The organism is Roseateles sp. FW301-B2 (assembly GCF_058788955.1).
Map to the genome: position 1 here is coordinate 91,267 of NZ_JBYTBE010000009.1, position 18,361 is coordinate 109,627.

The 18,361-nt window shown below is 69.3% G+C and carries 14 protein-coding genes; 5 read left to right on the forward strand and 9 right to left on the reverse strand.

Features of this window, described 5'->3' with window-relative positions; translation table 11 throughout:
• Positions 1-553: 553 nt before the first annotated feature.
• Both AC3WQY_RS08605 and AC3WQY_RS08610 read left to right on the forward strand, forming a co-directional pair.
• The gene (locus AC3WQY_RS08605; RefSeq protein WP_492707465.1) at positions 554-1,492 is read left to right on the forward strand and encodes a MerR family transcriptional regulator; all 939 of its coding nucleotides are present in this window, start codon (positions 554-556) and stop codon (positions 1,490-1,492) included.
• An 81-nt stretch (positions 1,493-1,573) separates the two neighbouring features.
• Positions 1,574-2,443: a ferritin family protein gene (locus AC3WQY_RS08610; RefSeq protein WP_285234063.1), complete on the forward strand. Its 870-nt coding sequence runs from the start codon at positions 1,574-1,576 to the stop codon at positions 2,441-2,443.
• 71 nt (positions 2,444-2,514) lie between these two features.
• Here the strand turns inward: AC3WQY_RS08610 and AC3WQY_RS08615 are convergent, their stop codons facing one another.
• The 5 genes from AC3WQY_RS08615 to AC3WQY_RS08635 form a co-directional block, all read right to left on the reverse strand.
• Positions 2,515-3,405 carry a hypothetical protein gene (locus AC3WQY_RS08615; protein ID WP_285234062.1) on the reverse strand — a complete coding sequence of 297 codons (891 nt, stop codon included), beginning with the start codon at positions 3,403-3,405 and terminating at the stop codon, positions 2,515-2,517.
• Positions 3,406-3,428: 23 nt separating this feature from the next.
• Positions 3,429-4,316, reverse strand: coding sequence for an ABC transporter ATP-binding protein (locus AC3WQY_RS08620; RefSeq protein WP_492707468.1), 888 nt, complete (start codon positions 4,314-4,316; stop codon positions 3,429-3,431).
• Positions 4,313-4,663, reverse strand: a complete 351-nt coding sequence (locus AC3WQY_RS08625) for a GntR family transcriptional regulator (RefSeq protein ID WP_285234060.1) — start codon at positions 4,661-4,663, stop codon at positions 4,313-4,315. Before AC3WQY_RS08625 ends, AC3WQY_RS08620 begins: the two co-directional genes overlap by 4 nt.
• A 141-nt stretch (positions 4,664-4,804) precedes the next feature.
• Positions 4,805-6,196 (reverse strand): sensor histidine kinase, encoded by a 1,392-nt coding sequence (locus AC3WQY_RS08630; RefSeq protein WP_492707470.1) that lies wholly within the window; start codon positions 6,194-6,196, stop codon positions 4,805-4,807.
• A complete protein-coding gene (locus AC3WQY_RS08635) occupies positions 6,193-6,849 on the reverse strand; it encodes a response regulator (protein ID WP_492707472.1) in 657 nt (218 codons plus the stop codon). Before AC3WQY_RS08635 ends, AC3WQY_RS08630 begins: the two co-directional genes overlap by 4 nt.
• Positions 6,850-6,972: 123 nt before the next feature.
• Between AC3WQY_RS08635 and AC3WQY_RS08640 the strand changes: the two genes are divergently transcribed.
• A complete protein-coding gene (locus tag AC3WQY_RS08640; protein ID WP_492707474.1) occupies positions 6,973-8,163 on the forward strand; it encodes a serine hydrolase domain-containing protein in 1,191 nt (396 codons plus the stop codon).
• Between the two features lie 246 nt (positions 8,164-8,409).
• Here AC3WQY_RS08640 and AC3WQY_RS08645 read toward each other — a convergent pair whose 3' ends face one another.
• The 4 genes from AC3WQY_RS08645 to glnE all read right to left on the reverse strand — a co-directional run bounded on the left by AC3WQY_RS08645 (position 8,410) and on the right by glnE (position 13,357).
• Positions 8,410-9,060, reverse strand: coding sequence for a glutathione S-transferase family protein (locus AC3WQY_RS08645; RefSeq protein ID WP_492707476.1), 651 nt, complete (start codon positions 9,058-9,060; stop codon positions 8,410-8,412).
• Positions 9,061-9,136: 76 nt separating this feature from the next.
• Positions 9,137-10,030, reverse strand: a complete 894-nt coding sequence (locus AC3WQY_RS08650) for a DMT family transporter (RefSeq protein ID WP_492707478.1) — start codon at positions 10,028-10,030, stop codon at positions 9,137-9,139.
• The gene (gene rrtA / locus AC3WQY_RS08655) at positions 10,017-10,592 is read right to left on the reverse strand and encodes a rhombosortase (protein WP_492707479.1); all 576 of its coding nucleotides are present in this window, start codon (positions 10,590-10,592) and stop codon (positions 10,017-10,019) included. The genes AC3WQY_RS08650 and rrtA overlap by 14 nt, the downstream gene beginning before the upstream one ends.
• A complete protein-coding gene (gene glnE / locus AC3WQY_RS08660) occupies positions 10,592-13,357 on the reverse strand; it encodes a bifunctional [glutamate--ammonia ligase]-adenylyl-L-tyrosine phosphorylase/[glutamate--ammonia-ligase] adenylyltransferase (RefSeq protein ID WP_492707481.1) in 2,766 nt (921 codons plus the stop codon). The genes rrtA and glnE overlap by 1 nt, the downstream gene beginning before the upstream one ends.
• 122 nt (positions 13,358-13,479) lie before the next feature.
• Between glnE and AC3WQY_RS08665 the strand changes: the two genes are divergently transcribed.
• Together AC3WQY_RS08665 and AC3WQY_RS08670 are read left to right on the forward strand one after the other, a co-directional pair.
• The gene (locus tag AC3WQY_RS08665; protein WP_492707483.1) at positions 13,480-17,556 is read left to right on the forward strand and encodes a YhdP family protein; all 4,077 of its coding nucleotides are present in this window, start codon (positions 13,480-13,482) and stop codon (positions 17,554-17,556) included.
• Entirely contained in the window at positions 17,553-18,356 is an 804-nt protein-coding gene (locus tag AC3WQY_RS08670; RefSeq protein ID WP_492707485.1) for a carbon-nitrogen hydrolase family protein, read from the forward strand. Before AC3WQY_RS08665 ends, AC3WQY_RS08670 begins: the two co-directional genes overlap by 4 nt.
• Positions 18,357-18,361: the final 5 nt, after the last annotated feature.

The window sequence follows — 18,361 nt, forward strand, 5'->3', positions numbered from 1 at the left end:
ATCGGCGGCGCCCGAGGCCTGGCGCAAAAGCAAAGGGCTTCCGCACGAGGCGGAAGCCCTGGACATAAAAGTAGCCGCAAGACGCCCCGGAGCTAACGAGGGAGGGAGGGAGGAGGAGGAGAAAGGCTCCGGGATTACAGCCCCATTGACGGGGAGATCTTGCGACTGAAAGTTGGTGGAAACTTTACCTGTTTGTTGCGGGCTTGTGCTCAAAGCCGAGACGTCTGCCACGGTATCGGCAGCCGCACTCAAGGGCTTGACCACTGTGTACTGCGTCCGCCCATGCTTGGCGCTGGCCAGGGCGGATTTGTCCCAGCTAGCGGGGACAATGGTCAGCAGATGAGCAACAGTATGGGTCATGAAGTTAACGCCTGGCTGACGCGGCTTGCCGCCCGGTGAGTCGGCATGGGTGCGCTGGTATTGGGCCGGCTTTGAACATTGTTTGTCCTAGTCAAATCGATGTCGCGTCGCTATATTAGGGCATATCAAACGGAATGTCATATGTTTGTCCAGGACAAAATTGCAAATAAATGGCTGGTGGACGGAACGCGCCGTGGCTGAATCCGCGTCCTCCGGGATGCCGGGCATTGCCGCCGTCGAGCGCGAGACCGGGCTCAGCAAGGACACCTTGCGCATCTGGGAGCGCCGCTATGGCTTTCCGGCACCGCTGCGCGATGCGCAGGACGAGCGCATCTATCCACCCGAGCAGGTCGAGAAGCTGCGCCTGCTGAAGCGCCTGCTGGATGCCGGCCATCGGCCCGGGCGCGTCGTGCCCGCCGATCGGGAGGTGTTGCAGGCCTTGCTGGCGGAGGCGATGCAGCGGCGCAGCAGCTTGCAGGCCAAGCAGGGCCACCTGCCTGCCGAGACGCTCGCGCCTTATCTGGACTTGCTGCAGTCGCATCGGGTGGAAGACTTGCGCCGCCTGCTGGCCCAGGCCATCGTGCGCATGGGCCTGGGCGCGGCCGTGCTGGAGTTGATCGCCCCCTTGACGACGCAGGTGGGCGAGCTCTGGATGCAGGGCGAGCTGGCGGTGTTCGAAGAGCACATCTACTCGGAATGCCTGCAGCAGGTGCTGCGCCAGGCCATCCATGCGGTGCCGCGCCAGGCCTTGAGTGAGCGGCCGCGCGTGCTGCTCAGCACCCTGCCGGGCGAGGCCCATGGCCTGGGCCTGCTGATGGCCGAGGCGATGCTGACGATCGAGGGCTGCCAATGCCTCTCGCTGGGCGTGCAGACGCCGCTGGCCGACATCCCGCTGGCGGCGCGCGCCCATGCCGCCGACATCGTGGCGCTGAGCTTCAGCAATGTGCTGCCCGCCGGCGCGGTGCACGAGGGCCTGCAGCAGTTGCGCGCCCTGCTGCCGCCCGCAGTGGCACTATGGGCCGGCGGCAGCGGCAGTGCCCTGCAGCGCAGCGCGGTCGGCGGCGTGCAGCGCGTCGCGCAGCTGGGCGAGGTGGCCGCCGCGGTGCAGCGCTGGCGCGCCGACCCCGCCTGAGCGAGGCCCTGCCGGCCGTCCGGCCACGCGTGCGTTGTCACGGCAGACGCATAGAATTTGCTGCCTTAGCGAGGACTCGTCATGCTTTACCCCGAACTCTTCAAGCAACTCGAAGCCGTGCGCTGGAACATGGACACGGACATCCCCTGGGACAAGTTCGATGCCAGCCGGCTCACCGAGGACCAGGCCCGCACCATCAAGATGAATGCCATAACCGAGTGGTCGGCGCTGCCGGCCACCGAGATGTTTCTGCGCGACAACCGCGACGACAGCGACTTCTCGGCCTTCATGAGCGTGTGGTTCTTCGAGGAGCAGAAGCATTCGCTGGTGCTGATGGAATACCTGCGCCGCTTCCGCCCCGACCTCGTGCCCACCGAGCAGGAGCTGCACGAGGTGCGCTTCGATTTTGATCCCGCGCCAGCGCTGGAAACGCTGATGCTGCATTTCTGCGGCGAGATCCGCCTGAACCACTGGTATCGGCGCGCGTCGGAATGGCATACCGAACCCGTCATCAAGGCGATCTACGAGACCCTGGCGCGTGATGAGGCGCGCCACGGCGGCGCCTACCTGCGCTACATGAAGCGCGCCATGCAGAAGTTCGGCGACGAGGCCAAGGCGGCCTTTGCCAAGGTGGGGGTGCTGATGGCCAGCGCGCGCCGCACCGCCCAGGCCCTGCATCCCACCAATCTGCATGTGAACGCCAAGCTGTTCCCGCGCGACACCATCCAGAGCCGCCTGCCCGACCCCGAGTGGCTGGAGAAGTGGCTGGACACGCAGATCCAGTTCGACGCGGTGTGGGAGAACAAGGTGGTGGAGCGCATCCTCCACAACATGAGCCTGCTGATGGATCGCAGCTTCGCAAGCGTGCAGGAGCTGAACCGCTTCCGCAAGGAGATGGCCGCACGCGTCGCCGCGGCCACCGGGGTGGTGGTGCCGCTCGCATCAAGCTGAAGCGCCGGCCCCTGCCCCCAATGAAAAGAGCCCGCTGACGCGGGCTCTTGGCATTCGGCCTGGTGCCGTGCTCAGTGGGCGTTGCGGCGATGCAGGATCAGCAGGCCGAAGCAGGCGGCGGCGATGGCGAGCCCGCCGATCAGGTGCGGCGAGGCCAGCTGACCCAGGGCGGCCAGCGCGTCGTGCAGCGCCCAGCTGGAGATCTCGCCGATGAACTGCGGCAGGCTGGCCGGGCCGTCCACGGTGCGCTCCAGCTCCTTCTTGGCATCCATCAGGGCGCGGCCGGCGCCGTCCGCCTGGGCTTGCAGCAGCTTCCAGACGATCGGGTTGTCGTAGACCTTGTTCAGCACATTGCCGGCGATCAGCGTGGCCACGATCAGCAGCGGTGCGCCCCAACGCTTCAGCCAGGCCGAGGCGGCCATCAGGCCCAGGTAGATGGGCGCCAGCCACAAGCTCATCAGCAGCACGCCGAAGCCCAGGCGCAGCACGCCCACCACGCCGGCGATCAGCAGGCCCAGCCAGGACACCTCGGTGAGGGCCGCCAGGCCGCTGACCTTGATCACCACCGCCGCGGCCATCACCAGGCCCAACCCGGCGCTGATCGCCAGGGCCAGCAGGGGCACGAACACCACATGCATCAGCACGGTGGCGGCGATGCTCTCGGTGTGCGTGCCGGGCAGCGAGAGCCAGAACTCGATCGAGCGATCCTGCTGGTCGCGGCGCGCCAGGCCCGGAATCTGGAACATCGACACCAGCCAGCTGATGCCGAAGCCGCCCAGCGCGGTGGCGCCCAGGGCCACCGCGGCCACCGCCATGGTGGGGGCGCTGCTGGCATCGGTTTCGACGCGGCCGAAGGGCATGGCCAGCAGCACCAGCAGCGGCGGGATCAGGATCAGCAGCAGCCAGCCGCGGTGGTGCTGCATCCATTCGCGCTGCAGCAGGGTCATGAAACGTGTGGACATGGTTTTCTCCTCGTTTGTTCTGCTCAGGCCTGGCGGCTTTGCATTTCGGGCTTGCGGGTCAGGGCCATGAACAGGTCCACCAGGCTGGGGCGGAAGCGCTGGCCCAGGGCCTGCAAGTCCACCGGCGGCTCGCCGTCGAACAGCGCCGCGGGCTTGCCCTGCAGGCGGTAGCGCAGCAGCGGATGGGCCGAGGCCACCGCATCGGCGGCGGCGGCATCGTGCGAGAGGGCCACGAAGCGCGAGTCCATCTCCTCCAGGCTGATGTTGAGCACCAGCTTGCCCTCGTCCAGCATCATCACGTCGGACAAGAGGGTCTCGATCTCCTCCACCTGGTGGGTGGAGATGATGACGGTGCGCTCGCCATCGCACCATTCGTCGATCAGCATCTCGTAGAAGCTCTTGCGCGACATCACATCCAGGCCCAGGGTGGGCTCGTCCAGGATCATCAGCCGCGTGTCGATGGCGGCGATCAGCGCCAGGTGCAGCTGCGTCACCATGCCCTTGGAGAGGTTCTTCACCTTGTCGCCGCTGGCCACGCTGGTGCGCTTGAGCAGGGTGCGGGCGCGTTCGGCCGAGAAGCGCGGCTGCAGCCCGCTCATCAGGGTCAGCAGCTCTTCCACCTTGGCCCAGCGCGGCAGTACCGCCACGTCGGGGATGTAGGAGAGCGAGGTCAGCAGCTCGTTGCGCTGGGCGCGCGGGTCCAGGCCCAGCACGCTGAGTTGGCCCGAGCCACCGATCAGGCCCACCATGGCCTTCATCAGCGAGGTCTTGCCGGCGCCGTTGTGACCCAGCAGGCCCACCACGCGACCCTTGGGGATCTTGAAGCTGATGTCGTCGACGGCGGTCTTGCGGCCGTAGCGCAGGCTGAAGCCGCTGGCTTCGACGAGGTTGGAGTGGTCCGTGTTGTTCATTGTTGTCCCCAGTTCAGATCCGAGGCCGACAGGCCCAGGCGTTGCAGCTTGGCGCGCAGCTGCGGCCATTCCTTTTGCAGGAACTGCTGGCGCTCGCTTTGCAGCAGGCGCTCGCGCGCCCCCTGGCGCACATACATGCCCACGCCGCGGCGGCTCTCGACCAGGCCGTTGTCCACCAGGGCCTGCAGGGCCCGGCTGACGGTGAGCGGATTGATCAGGTAGCGGCTTGCGAGGCTGCGGACCGAGGGCAGGACTTCGCCCTCGGGAGGGGTGCCGTCCAGCAGCTGCGCGGCCAATTGGTCGGCCAGCTGCTGGTAGATCGGCGCGTTGTCGTTCCAGCTTTGCATGTCCTTGTCGGGGCGGGACCCCGCGGTGTGTTGCTGATGTAGCACACCATAACAAGACTCCCCCGGGCGACCCAGGCCGTGGCGACAGGCTGCTCAAAAAGACGGATGAAACGTCGAATACCGCTCGGGGCGGTATCGCGCTCAATCCCCTTGCGGCGCAAGCCCGCTGACGCTGAAGGCGACGCCGCGCCCGTCCAGACCGGAACCGATGGCGACGGTGCCGCCCAGACTGTGCACCACCTGGCGCACGATCGCCAGGCCCAGGCCGCTGCCGCTGGCTCCGGTTTGGTCGCTGCGCCAAAAGCGTTCGAACACGCGTTGCCGGTCGGCTTCGGCAATGCCAGGGCCATCGTCGGCGACTTGCAGGCACAGGCCTTCGGCCTGCTCGCTCAAGCGGACTTCGATGCGACTGCCTTCGGGGCAATAGCGCAAGGCATTGCCGACCAGATTGCCGAGCAGTGAGCCCCACAGCGTAGGCGATATCCGGCTGGGCAATTGGTCTGGCGCTTCGAGCGCCAGGCTGATGCGGCGCGCCTCGGCCAGCGGCAACAGTTCAGCCAGCTGGGCGCGCGTCTGCTCGGCCAGATCGGTGTTCCGGTCGGATGTGGTGTGGACAGACTCAACGCTGGCCAGAGTCAGCAGTTGCTGGCTCAGATGCGCGGCGCGCGTGACCGCGCCCTCCAGGGCTCGCGCGGCCTGCTCACGTTCGGCTTCGGTCTCGGCCTGGCGCAACACATGGGCCTGTGCAGCGATGACGGCCAGCGGCGTGCGCAACTCGTGCGCGGCTTCCTGCACGAACCGGCGTTCGCGCTCGCGCTGCAGGCGCAGACGACCGAGCATCGCGTCGAAGGCCTGGCCCAGGGGCTGCAACTCCGATTGCGGCAGGTGTACGTCCAGCGGGCCCAGGTCCTGGGCATCGCGCTGCGACAGGCGCTGCACCAGTTCGCGCAGCGGGCGCAGGCCGCGATGCAAAGCCAACCACAGGGGCAGCAGCACGACCGGGAATGCGATCGGCAGGTAGAACCCCAGCTGATGCGCCACCTTGCGCAGCATCGCCTCGGGGCCGCGGACTGGCTCGGCGACGCGCACCGAGCCCACGGCGCTGTCTTGCCGATAGGCCCAATGTGGGCGCCCTTCGATCATGTGGTCATCCCGACCTGGGGTCTGGGCCAGCAAGGCGGCACGCCAATGGGGGTGCGATTCGTACAGGACCTGACCATCAGGTGCCAGCCATAGCACCGCCAGCTCGCCCTTCCAACGATCGGGCTGGGCGCGGCGCCATTGGTTGGCGTCGTCGATCAGGACGCGCAGTGAAACCGCGCGATTCATCGCGGGCGTCCTTTGCAAATGTGCGGTGATGTTGACGACGATCTCCCGGACGCCGGGATCCACCGCCATATCGCGCCGGTATTCGAGGTAATTCCAGGCCAGAATCTCCAGCCCGACCAACATCAAGGTAGCAAGCAGCGCCAGGCCAATGCGGCGACTTAGTGAGGGACCGAGCATCCGGCGCCACGCGGTGCGGCGGCTCATGTCAGCAGGCGATAGCCTATGCCGCGCACGGTGCCAATGCGCTCGGCGCCGATCTTGCGGCGCAGGTTCGACAGGTGCATCTCGAGGTTGGCGAAATCCAGCGCCTCGCCCAAGGGCGCCAGCTTTTGCGCCAGCTTGCCCTTGGGAACGACGGTGCCAGCTTCGCCGGCCAGCAGATTCAGCAGATCGAACTCGCGCGGGCTCAGCTCGACAGCACGCCCACACACCCGCACTTCGCGCTCGCGCGGCCGGATCGTCAGGTCGCCGATGCGCCAGTTCTCGCTGGCCTGGCCCGCGCTGCGACGCAGCAGGGCCCGCAAGCGGGCCATCAACTCGGGTATCTCGAAGGGCTTGCTGAGGTAGTCGTCGGCGCCGCCGTCCAGACCCTCCAATCGATCGGCAAGACCGACCCGTGCGGTCATGACCAGCAGCGGCGTGGCGGCCCCTTGAGCGCGCCAGCGCTTGAGCAATTGCAAGCCGCAACCATCGGGCAAACCGAGATCGAGCAACACCGCGTCCTGCTGGACAGGGTCCAAGCGTTCGGGCGCATCGGCGCCGCGGCGCAGCCATCGGCTGCTGAAGCCGCCCTGGCGCAGCGCGGCCTGCAGGGCCTTGCCAAGGTCGAGATCGTCCTCGATTAACAGAATGTGCATGGCGCAGTATCGGTGCGGTCGGGAGGCGCGCGGCCAAAGGCCAGCCAAAGCGCACTGCCGCAGCTACCCCGAAGTCGGGCGCGCGCTGGCAGACTCGCGCTGCTTCCACGACACCCCAACATCATGTCCCAGTTGACTCAGCGCCGCCTGCTCCTGCAATCCATTTGGGCTCTGCCTTTGGCTGGCTGTGGCGGAGGAGGCGGGGGCGGCGAGGGGACGCTGGCGTCCGAGCGCGTGCTGCCCCAGGTCAGCACGCAGCCTGCTGGTTCGAGCCAGGGGGCGATACCCGCGGTCGACGATATGGTCCAGCAGCAGTTGCTCGCACAGCGCATTCCGGGGGCCAGCTTGGTGGTGGCCAGGTCCGGCCGAATCGTCTATGCCAAGGGCTATGGCTATGCCGATCTCGAGGCTGCCACGCCAATACAGGTCGAACAGCGCTTTGAGATCGGTTCGGTCACCAAGTCCTTTGCCGCGAGCGCCATCATGCTGCTGGTCGAAGACGGCCTCCTCACGCTCGATGACAGGCTTGATCCGTATCTTGGCGCCACGCCCGCGGCCTGGAACGGCATCACGATCCGGCATCTGCTCAACCATAGTTCGGGCCTGCCCGAATACCCGGACGATGCCTTCTTCGCAGCGCTCGAACGTGATCAGGGCTTCTCCGACGCCGAGCTGCTGGCGCGCTTCAAAACCTATGGCCTGGCCTTCCCGCCCGGCTCGTCCTTCCTCTACAGCAATACGGGCTACGACCTGATCGGCCTGATCATCCAGAAGGTCAGCGGCCAGCACTACGGCGAGTTCCTGCGCCGGCGCGTGTTCCAGCCGCTAGGCATGGACAGCGCGCGCCTGATGGCGCCGAACGAGTCGGCAGCAGGCAACGCGATCGGCTACGAGATCGTGGCCGAGCAACGCCGTCCCCATGCCTACAACAGCGCCGAGCGCAACTACTTGGCGCTGGCGGCCAGCGGCCTGCAGATCAACGCACTTGACATGGCGAAGTGGGACGCGGCGCTGTACACCGAGCGCATTCTGAAGCGCGCCACGCTGGACCTGATGTGGACGCCCAACAGCCTGATGCAGGCCGCGAACGCGACGACGCCCGACATCTGGTACGGCCTGGGCTGGCAGCTGCGCACCCAGCAGGGACATCGCTGGGTTTATCACTCAGGAGGCATGCCTGGCCATGTGGTCGACTTCATTCGCTATCCGGACGATCAGCTGACGGTCATCGTCATGACCAATCTGGACGAACGGCACGCCAACGCGCGCGTGATCGCACGAACGGTGGCGCAGATCATCCAGCCGGGCCTATAGGCTCCTTGGCGCGCCCAGCGCCTGCCAGCCGCCTATGGGATGAAGTGGTAATGGGATACGGAGCTGGGCAACTTCGAGGCCAGTCCGCTGGACGTTAGCGTGCCCGTCGAGGCGGCGCTGTGCCTGCTGACTGCCTTGCCCGCGCCGGGCGCGACGTCATCGGACCGCGCCTGGCGGTCTGGCGCGTGCTTAGCGAGCCGCTCGAAGGCCCTTGCCAGAAGTCTCCCGCTGGCGGGGCGCCTGCGCCTACTTGGCCGCGAAGCGGTCCTGGTCGGCCTTGCGGTCGGCCGCCACCTTCTGGGCGGCGGGGCGCTCGCCGATCAGCTTGGCGTAGGACTTCCACTCGACGCCATGGGCGGCCAGCAGGTCCTCGCCCAGCACCGACTTGGTGGCCATCGCCACCAGGGGCAGGCTGACCCAGCCGGCGCAATCGGCCTGGGTGAAGCTGTCGCCGGCCAGGTAGGGGCCGAACTTGGCGAGGCGCTTGAAGGCCGGGATGTTCTTGTCCAGCAGCTTCTTCACGCGTTCCTTGTTGGCGTCGCTGCAGCTGCCGCCGAAGAAGGCCTGGCCGTAGAGCTCGCGCGCCACCAGCTCCAGGTGCAGCTCAACAAAGGTGATCAGCTCATGCACCTTGGCGCGCGCGAAGGGCTCGGCCGGCAGCAGGGGCTGGGCGGGGTAGGCCTGCTCCAGATAGTCCAGGATCACCTGGCTCTCGCACAGCGTGCCCTGCTCGGTGCGGATGAAGGGCACCTTGCCCAGCGGCGAGGCGGCCAGCACGGCCTCGTCCTTGGAATGCGTCATCACCACCTCCTCCTGGAAGGGGATGCCTTTTTCCAGCAGGGCCAGCTTGACCTTGTTGTAGTAGTTCGAGAGCGAGAAGCCGCAGAGTGTGATCATGGTTAGTGTCTCCTTGTGGGGTGGGCGCAGTCTATGCCGAGGCGCGGCGCGCCTTTGCCACCCAGGAGACAGGCCGCTATTTGTTCACCAGCAGGATGCCCAGCGCCAGCCCGATCAGGGCGATGACCAGGCGCAGCGTGATCGCCTCGCCCAGCACCAGCACCCCGGCCAGCAGGCCGAACAGCGGCGTGCTGAGCGTGAAGCTGGCCAGGCGCGTGGCCGGGTAATGGCGCACCAGCCAGAACCACAGCAGATAGCTGGCAAAGGAGACGATCACCGCCTGGAAGCCGAACCAGCCCAGCAGCCGGGCCGACCAGGCCAGCGGCAGCGGCTCGTGCAGGGCCAGGGCTGCCAGGCTCAGCGCCAGGCCCGAGACCGCCAGCTGGTAGAACAGCGTCTTCTCGGCGCTGGCGCTGGCGAGCCGGCTGCCGCGTATCGCCAGCGTGGTGCCGCCCCATAGCAGCGCGGCCAGCAGGCCCAGCGCATCGCCCAGCCACTGCTGCGGCTGCCCGCCCGCGCCGAAACCTTCGGCAAAGGCGAACGCCACCGCGCCGAAGGCCAGCAGCAGGCCCAGGCCCTGGCGCGGCGTGAGCTTCTCGTGCCGCGAGATGAAGGGCATGCCCAGCGCCACCACAAAGGGCGCGAGGTAGATGAACACCACCATGCGCGAGGCGCTGGTGTACTGCATGCCCCAGAAGATGGCCGCGAACTCGGCCGCGAACAGGCCGCCGGCCAGCAGGCCGCCACCCAGGCTGCCGTCGCGCTCGAACAGCGCGATGCCGCGCGCCCGTGCCCAGAGCCACACCAGCGCACCGGCGATCAGCGAGCGCAGCCCCGCCTGCCAGAACGGGGTGATCTCGCTCAGCGCCGCCTTGATGGCCACCTGGCCCAGGCCCCAGAGGGCGCAGCAGAACAGCACGGAGGCGACGGCAAAGGCGTCGAGGTGGGGCTTGCGATCAGACTTCAGCATGGTGCGATGATGCCCGCAGCCGCCGCCAGGCCAGCCACGCCAGGGCGCTGAGCGCACCGGCCAGCGTGCCGCTGAGATGGGCAAAGGGCGCGATCGCGATGTCCCAGCCGGGCAGGGTGCGCAGCGCAGGGCCCAGCGGCTGTTCCAGCCACAGCTTGGCCAGCAGGCCGGCCGCGATGGCCGCCCCTACCAGCCGATCCCGCCCGCGCCGTGCCAGCAGCTCCACCACCGCCACCGCCACCCCCGCGTGCAGCAGGCCCGAGAGCCCGCCGTAATGCAGCAGCGCGGGTTGCAGGAGCAGGCCCAGCTGGGTGAGCGGCCAGGCGGCCAGCCAGGCGGGGGTGGCGCGCAGCCGGCCGGCCCGGCCCAGCAGGGCCAGCACCGCACAGCCGGCCAGATTGGCGAGCAGATGCTGGGCGCTCCAGTGCACCAGGGCGGCGCTGAGGGCGCGCCAGGGTTCATGGGCCCACAGGGCGGGCTGCCAGTCCAGCCACGCGCGCGGCAGCCACCAGGCCAGGCCGGCCAGCGTGGCCAGGCCGGCGCTGAGGGCCGCCCAGGACATCAGCCGAACACGGCCCGCCAGAGCGCCAGCACCGCGTCACGGTGCGTGGCAATGCCCTGCGCCGCCTGCGCCGCCTCGTCCAGCGCGGTGGACTGTTCGTCCAGGCGTGCCCGGTGCTGCACGCGGCGCAGCTCGCGGTAGGCATCGGCGGCGGCCTTGCCCACGCCGGCGGGCAGCAGGCCGGCGGCCTCCGCGCGCTGCAGCAGGGCGATATTGCCGGCGTTGTCCAGCAGCTCGGCATGCTGGCGCGCATGCGCCAGGATCAGGAACTGCAGCGCGAACTCCGCGTCCATCATGCCGCCGGGGCTGTGCTTCACATCGAACAGGCCGGCGCGCACCGGGCGGGCCTGGCGCACCTTCTCGCGCATCGCCTGCACCTCCTGGCGCAGCGCCTGGATGTCGCGCTCGGCCGTCAGCACGGCGCGGCGTACGCCCTCGAAGCGCGCGGCCAACTCGGGTGCGCCGGCGCAGAAGCGTGCGCGCGTGATGGCCTGGTGCTCCCAGGTCCAGGCGGTGTTGCTGCCGCGGCCGGTCTGGTAGTGCTCGAAACTGGCCAGCGAGGTCACCAGCAGGCCGGAGTTGCCGTTCGGGCGCAGCGCGGTGTCGATGTCGAACAGCTCGCCAGCGGCGGTGCGCAGGGTCAGCCAGGTGATCAGCTTGCGCACGAAGGCGCCGTAGATCTCGGGCGAGTTCTCGTCCGCGTCGTCGAACAGGAACACCACGTCCAGGTCGCCGCCGTAGCCCAGCTCCTTGCCGCCCAGCTTGCCGTAGGCGATCACCGCAAAGCTCGGGGCCGGGCGGTGCGCCTGCTTGAGGCGCGCCCAGGACCAGCTGATCACGCATTGCAGGGTGGCGTCGGCCAGGGCCGAGAGATCGTCGGCCACCTGCTCCACCGTGATATGGCCCTCGACGTCGCGCACCAGGGTGCGGAACACCTCGGCATGGTGGGCGCGGCGCACGCTGTCCAGCAAGGCCTCCTCATCGGCCTCGCCATGCTGGGCCCAGGCATCGTGGCGGGCCTGCAGGTCGGCGATGAAGGTGGCGCCGTCGAAGCGTTCGTGCATCAGCCGGCTGTCGGCCAATTCGTCGATCACGCCGGGATGCTGCATCAGATAGCGCATCGGCCAGCGCGCCAGGCCCAAGAGGCGCAACAGCCGGGTCTGCACCGCGGGGCGCTCCACCAGCAGGGCCAGATAGCTCTCGCGGCGCAGCAGCGGCTCGACCCAGTCGACGAAGCGCAGCGCGGCGTCCAGCGAGCATGCGCCCTCCTTCACGCCGATGGCGGCGCGGCCCACCAGCTTGGCCAGGCGCAGGCGCGATTCCTCGCGCAGGTTCTGCACGCGCGGCTGCTGGGCCCAGCGGCGCACCGCGGCGGCCAGCTCGGGCGGCAGCTTCTCGAGGAACTCGTCGGCATCCACCGGCAAGGCCGGGCCGCCGCATTGGCCGTTCTTGCAGGCGCCGGGCTTGGGCGCCTGGCCGTCGTGCAGCAAGGCGTCGAATTCGGTGGCCACCAGCTCGCGTACCTCGCACAGGCGGTCCAGCAGCTGGCAGGCTTCGGCGCTGCAGACCATGCCCATGGAGCGCGCGATCCACTTCAGGTCATCGTCGCTGTTGTCACCCGACGGCAGGCAATGAGTCTGCTGGTCGTCGAGGAACTGGATGCGGTGCTCGACGCGGCGCAGGAAATCGTAGGCCTCGGCCAGCTTGGCGGCGGTGGCCGGCTTCATCAGCCCGCGCGCCGCCAGCCGGGAGAGCGCCTTGACGGTGGAGCGGGTGCGGATCTCGGGGAACTGGCCGCCGCGCACCACCTGCAGCAGCTGCACGGTGAACTCGATCTCGCGGATGCCACCGCGCGAGAGCTTCACGTCGTTGGAGCGCTCGGGCCGGCCGGCGGCGCGCTTCTGCGCCTCGTCGCGGATCTTGCGGTGCAGCTGCCGCAGGCCCTCGAACACGCCGTAGTCCAGGTAGCGGCGGTAGACGAAGGGCGTGACCAGGGAGCGCAGCGCCACCGCACGCGAGGGCGGTGCGCCGGCCTCGGGCTGGCGCGGCGCCACCACCCGGCTCTTCAGCCAGGCGAAGCGCTCCCATTCGCGCCCCTGCACGAGGAAGTACTCCTCCAGCATCGACAGGCTCACCACCGGCGGGCCCGAGTTGCCGTTGGGGCGCAGCGCCAGGTCGACGCGGAACACCTGGCCGTCCTCGGTGACATCGCCGATCAGCGCATAGAGCTTCTTGGCCACCTGGGTGAAGTATTCGTGCGCCGAGACCGGCTTGGCGCCATCGGTCTCGCCCTCGTCGTCGTAGACATAGATCAGGTCGATGTCGGAGCTGACATTGAGCTCGCGCCCGCCCAGCTTGCCCATGCCCACGACCCAGAATTCGATCACCTCGCCGGCGCTGTTGCGCGGCTGGCCGTGGATGGCGTCCTGCTCGATGCGCGCCTGCGTCAGCGCCGCGCACAGCGTCACCTCGGCCAGCGTGGTCATCGCCTCGGTGATGGCCTTCATCGGCGCGGCCAGTTCGACGTCGTGCACCGCCAGGCGCTCCAGCACCAGATGGCGGGTCACGCGCAGCGCGCTGGCGAGGTTGCGGCCCTCGGCCTGCAGCTGCGCGATCAGCGCCTGCATGGCGGCCCGGTCGGGCAGGCCGGCGGCCAGCAGGGGCAGCTCCTGGTCGTAGCGGCGCCGAATGCGCTGCACGAAGCGGCTGTGCGCGGCCAGCGCCGCCTTGGTTGCAGAGGGTAAAGAATGCTCGTCGACGCTCATGGGGCAGGGTGGCCTGTGCTAGATTCGCTGCGATCCTGAGAGCGATGGGGCGCCCCCCAAGGCTTTGCGAGTGTCATCGTTTCTCATCCTGTGTGCCGCGCCCGAGAGCGCGTGCCTTCTACATGTCCTTGCTAGCCACCGTCTTCGCCGCCGCCAACCGCCCCGCCCGCTGGGCCCGCCGCTGCGCCAGATGGGCCGTGGCCCTGGTGCTGCTGGCATGGAGCCTGATGCTGCTGGCCTGGCTGGTTTTGCACTGGGCGATTCTGCCGCACATCGATGAATGGCGCCCTGCGCTGGCGCGACAAGCCTCCAAATCGCTGGGGTTGAATCTGCAGATCGGCCAGATCGAGGTGCGCTCGGGGGGCTGGATACCGGCGCTGGAAATGCGCGATGTGCGCCTCATCGACCAGCATGGCCGCGAGGCCCTGCGCCTGCCGCGGGTGGCGGCGGCGCTGTCGGCGCGCTCGCTGCTGGCGCTGGAGCTGCGCTTCGAGCAGCTGCTGATTGATGCCCCCGAGATGGTGGTGCGGCGCGACGCCCAGGGCCGCATCTTCGTGGCCGGCCTGAGCGTGGACGAGGCCGAGCGCGCCGAGGCCGGCGGCGATCTGGCCGACTGGTTCTTCGTCCAGCATGAGTTCGTGATCCTGAACGGCCGCGTGCGCTGGATCGACGAGGCGCGCCAGGCGCCGCCGCTGGAGCTCTCGCGCGTGGACCTGGTGCTGCGCAACGGCCTGCGCCGCCACGAGCTGCGCCTCGACGCCACGCCCCCGCCCGCCTGGGGCGAGCGGCTCTCGCTGCGCGGCCAGTTCACCCAGTCGCTGCTCAAGCGTCCCGGCGATCTGCAGCATTGGAGCGGCTCGTTGTTCGCCGACCTGCCGCGCGCCGATGTGCGCGAGCTGCGCCGCTACCTGGACCTGCCCTTCGAGCTCAGCGAGGGCGATGGCGCGCTGCGCGCCTGGCTGGAGATCAAGCAGGGCCAGAGCCAGGCCGCCACCCTCGATCTCGGGCTGCGCGCCGTCAAGCTCAAGCTGGGCAAGCGCATCGAGGCGCTGGAGCTGGCGCAGATCGCCGGCCGGCTCTCGATGCAGCGCAATGCGCAAGGCCTCAGCTTTACCGCGCGCCAGCTCGGCTTCGAGGATGGCGAGGGCCTGGTGTGGCCGCGCTCGGACTGGTCGCTCTCGCTGCGCACGCGCCAGGCCTCCCAGGTGCTGGGCGCCGAGCTGGGCGAGCTGCTGGGCGGCGAGCTGACGGCCCAGCAGATGGATCTGGGCCTGGCCGCGCGCATCATGGCGCGCCTGCCGGTGCCGGCGGCCGCGCACCAGCTGGCGCAGGAGATGGCGCCCAGCGGCCGCGTCAGCGCCTTCAGCGCGCGCTGGGAGGGCGCGCCCGAGGCGCCGCAGAGCTACCGCATCAAGGGCGCGCTGGACCAGCTGAGCCTGGCCGCCGGCGTGCCGGCCGACGCGCACGGCGCGGCCCGCCCGGGCCTGGCCGGGGCGCAGCTGCAGTTCGATGCCACCGAGAAGGGCGGCACGGCGCGGCTGGCAATACGCGACGGCATGCTGGACTTTCCCGGCGTGTTCGAGGAGCCGCGCATCCCCCTGCAGACGCTCAGCGCCGGGCTGGACTGGCGCATCGAGGCGCGCAAGGACGGCGGCCCGCCCCAGGTGGAGCTGCGCGTCAGCGAGCTGCGCCTGCAGAACGAGGATGTGAAGGCCGAATTCGAGGCTACCTGGCGCACCGGCGCCAAGCCCGGCAGCGGCCGCGGCGCGCGCCTGCCCGGCAGCCTGGACCTCAGCGGCCGCATCGACCAGGCCCCCGCTAGGCGCGTGGTGCGCTACCTGCCGCTGGTGGTGGGCGAGACCGCGCGCGGCTATGTGCGCGATGCCATCCGCGGCGGCGAGGCGCACCAGGTGCAGGCGCGCGTGCGCGGCGACCTGGCCGATTTCCCCTTCGACGGCCCCCATGCTGGCGCAGGCATCTTCCGCATCAGCAGCCAGGTGAAGGACGTGGAGCTGGCCTATGTGCCCAGCCACGCCGCCACCGAGACCAGCCCCGCCTACAACTCGCCCTGGCCGGTGATGGAGCAGCTCAATGCCGAGCTGATCTTCGAGCGCGGCAGCATGCAGATTCGCAAGGGCCGCGCCAAGGTGCTGGGCTACGAGCTCTTCAACGTGAACGGCGGCATCCCGGACCTGGCGCACCAGGCCCAGCTGGAGATGGACGGTCAGGGCCGCGGCCCCATGGCCGAGCTGTTGCGCTTCATGCGCAGCTCGCCGCTCTCGGAATGGACTTCGCATGGCCTGGACGCCGCCAGCGCCAGCGGCAACGCCAGCCTCAAGCTGGGCCTGAAGATCCCGCTTCTGGATGCCAGCAAGTCCAGCGTCAAGGGTCAGGTCTTGCTGGCCGGCAACGAGCTGCGCCTGCGGCCCGACGTGCCGCTGTTTTCCAACACGCGCGCGCGCATCGATTTCGACCGCAAGGGCGTGCAATTGCAGGCCGCCGGCGCACGGGTGCTGGGCGGCGAGGCCCTGTTCGAGGGCGGCAGCCAGGCCGATGGCAGCCTGCGCTTCAGCGCCCAGGGGCAGCTGAGCGCCGAGGCGCTGCGGCGCGCCAGCGAGCTGGGCCTGCCCAGCCGCCTGGCCCAGTTTATGAGCGGCTCGACCGGCTACAAGCTGGAGCTGGGTTTCGTCAGGGGGCAGACCGAGTTCAACCTCGGCAGCTCGCTGCAGGGCCTGGCGCTGGATCTGCCGGCGCCGCTGCGCAAGGAGGCCGACAGCACGCTCAACCTGCGCCTGCAATCGCGGCTCTTGCCGGTGAATGGGAATGAAGGCGCCACGCGCGACGAGCTGCGCCTGGAGCTGGGCAACCAGCTGCAAGCGCATTACCAGCGCGAGCTCGGCGGCGAGAGCGCGCAGGTGCTGCGCGGCGCGCTGAGCGTGCTGGACAACCTGCCGCCGCTGCCGCCCAGCGGCGTGCAGCTGCAGGCCAATCTGGCCAGCTTCGATGCCGACGCCTGGCTCGCCACCGCGCAGCGCCTGCTCGGCCCGGTCAGCCTGGAGAACATGGACAGCGGCTACGCGCCCAGCCAGCTGGCGCTGCGCGCGCAGAGCTTCAAGGCCGCGGGCCGCCAGGTCTCGCGCCTGGTGGCGGGCCTGAGCCGCGCGCCCGAGCAGAACGGCTGGCGCGCCACCATCGATGCCGAACAGCTGAGCGGCTATCTGGAGCTGCGCCAGGCGCGCGCCGGCCAGCCCGGCCGCGTCTACGCCCGCCTGGGCCGGCTGGCCCTGCCCAAGAGCGAGGCCGATTCGGTGCTGCAGCTGCTGGAGAAGCAGCCCAGCAGTGTGCCGGCGCTGGACATCGTGGTGGAGGATTTCGAGCTGCGCGGCAAGAAACTGGGCCGCCTGGAGATCGATGCCCAGCTGGTGGGGCCGACGCGCGAATGGAAGCTCGCCCGGCTGCAGATCAAGCACCCCGACGCGCTGCTCAACGCCACCGGGCAATGGGTGGCCGAGCCTGGCCAGAGTCAGCGCCGCACCCTGCTGGACTGGCAGCTGGACGTCAGCGACGGCGGCAAGCTCCTGCAGGCGCTGGGCCAGGGGCAGATCCTGCGCGGCGGCAAGGGCCGCCTGAACGGCCAGCTCGGCTGGCAGGGCTCGCCGCTGAGCCCCGACTACCCCAGCATGGGCGGCCAGCTGCATGTGGCGCTGGACGCCGGCCAGTTCCTGCAGGCCGAGCCCGGCGTGGGCCGGCTGCTGGGCGTGCTGAGTCTGCAATCGCTGCCGCGCCGCCTGCTGCTGGACTTCCGCGATGTGTTCTCGCAGGGCTTTGCCTTCGACAGCTTTACCGGCGACCTGCGCATCGAGAAGGGCGTGGCCCATACCAGCAACCTGCGCATGGTGGGCCTGCAGGCGGCGGTGCTGATGGAGGGCCAGGCCGATCTGGCCGCCGAGACCCAGGATCTGCGCGTGCTGGTGGTGCCCGAGCTCAACGTGGGCGGCGCTTCGCTGGCTTATGCGGCCATTAATCCGGCGATCGGCCTGGGCACCTTCCTGGCCCAATGGCTGTTGCGCAAGCCCATGGCGGCGGCCGGCACGGAGGAATTCCATGTCACCGGCATGTGGGATGCGCCCAAGGTCGATCGCATCGAGAAGTCCGAGCGCAAGCCGCCCGAGGAGGCGGCATCAGGAGCAGCACCATGAAGCTGGCAGCGATACAGATGGTCTCGGGCCCCGAGGTGGCGGCCAATCTGGCGCGTGCGCGCCATTGGATGGAGGCCGCCCGCGCCCAGGGCGCCGAGCTGGTGGCCCTGCCCGAGTATTTCTGCCTGATGGGCACGGCCGACGCCGACAAGTTGGCCATCGCCGAGGCCGATGGCGAGGGCCCGATCCAGGCCATGCTGAGCCAGGCGGCGCGCGAGCTGGGCCTGTGGGTGATCGGCGGCACCCTGCCGATACGCAGCGCGCGGGCCGACAAGGTGCGCAATGCCTGCTGCGTCTATGCCCCGGACGGCCGTCGCGCGGCGCGCTACGACAAGCTGCACCTGTTCTGTTTCGACAATGGCCGCGAGCGCTATGACGAGGGCCGCGTGCTCGAGCCCGGCGACGCGCCGGTGACGCTGCAGGCCGGGCCGCTCAAGCTCGGGCTCTCGGTCTGCTACGACCTGCGCTTTCCCGAGCTTTACCGTGCCATGGGCGTGGGCGGCCCCTGCGACCTGCTGGCCGTGCCCGCGGCCTTCACCTACACCACCGGCCAGAAGCATTGGGAGCTGCTCTTGCGTGCCCGCGCGGTGGAGAACCTCGCCTATGTGATCGCGCCGGCCCAGGGCGGCACGCATCCCAACGGCCGCCGCACCTGGGGCCACAGCATGATCGTCGACCCCTGGGGCGAGGTGCTCGCCTGCCTGCCTGAGGGCGAGGGCCTGGCCATCGCCGAGCTGGACGCGCCGCGCATGGCCGCCCTGCGCGCCCAGCTGCCGGCCCTGCAACACCGCCGACTTTGATCGAG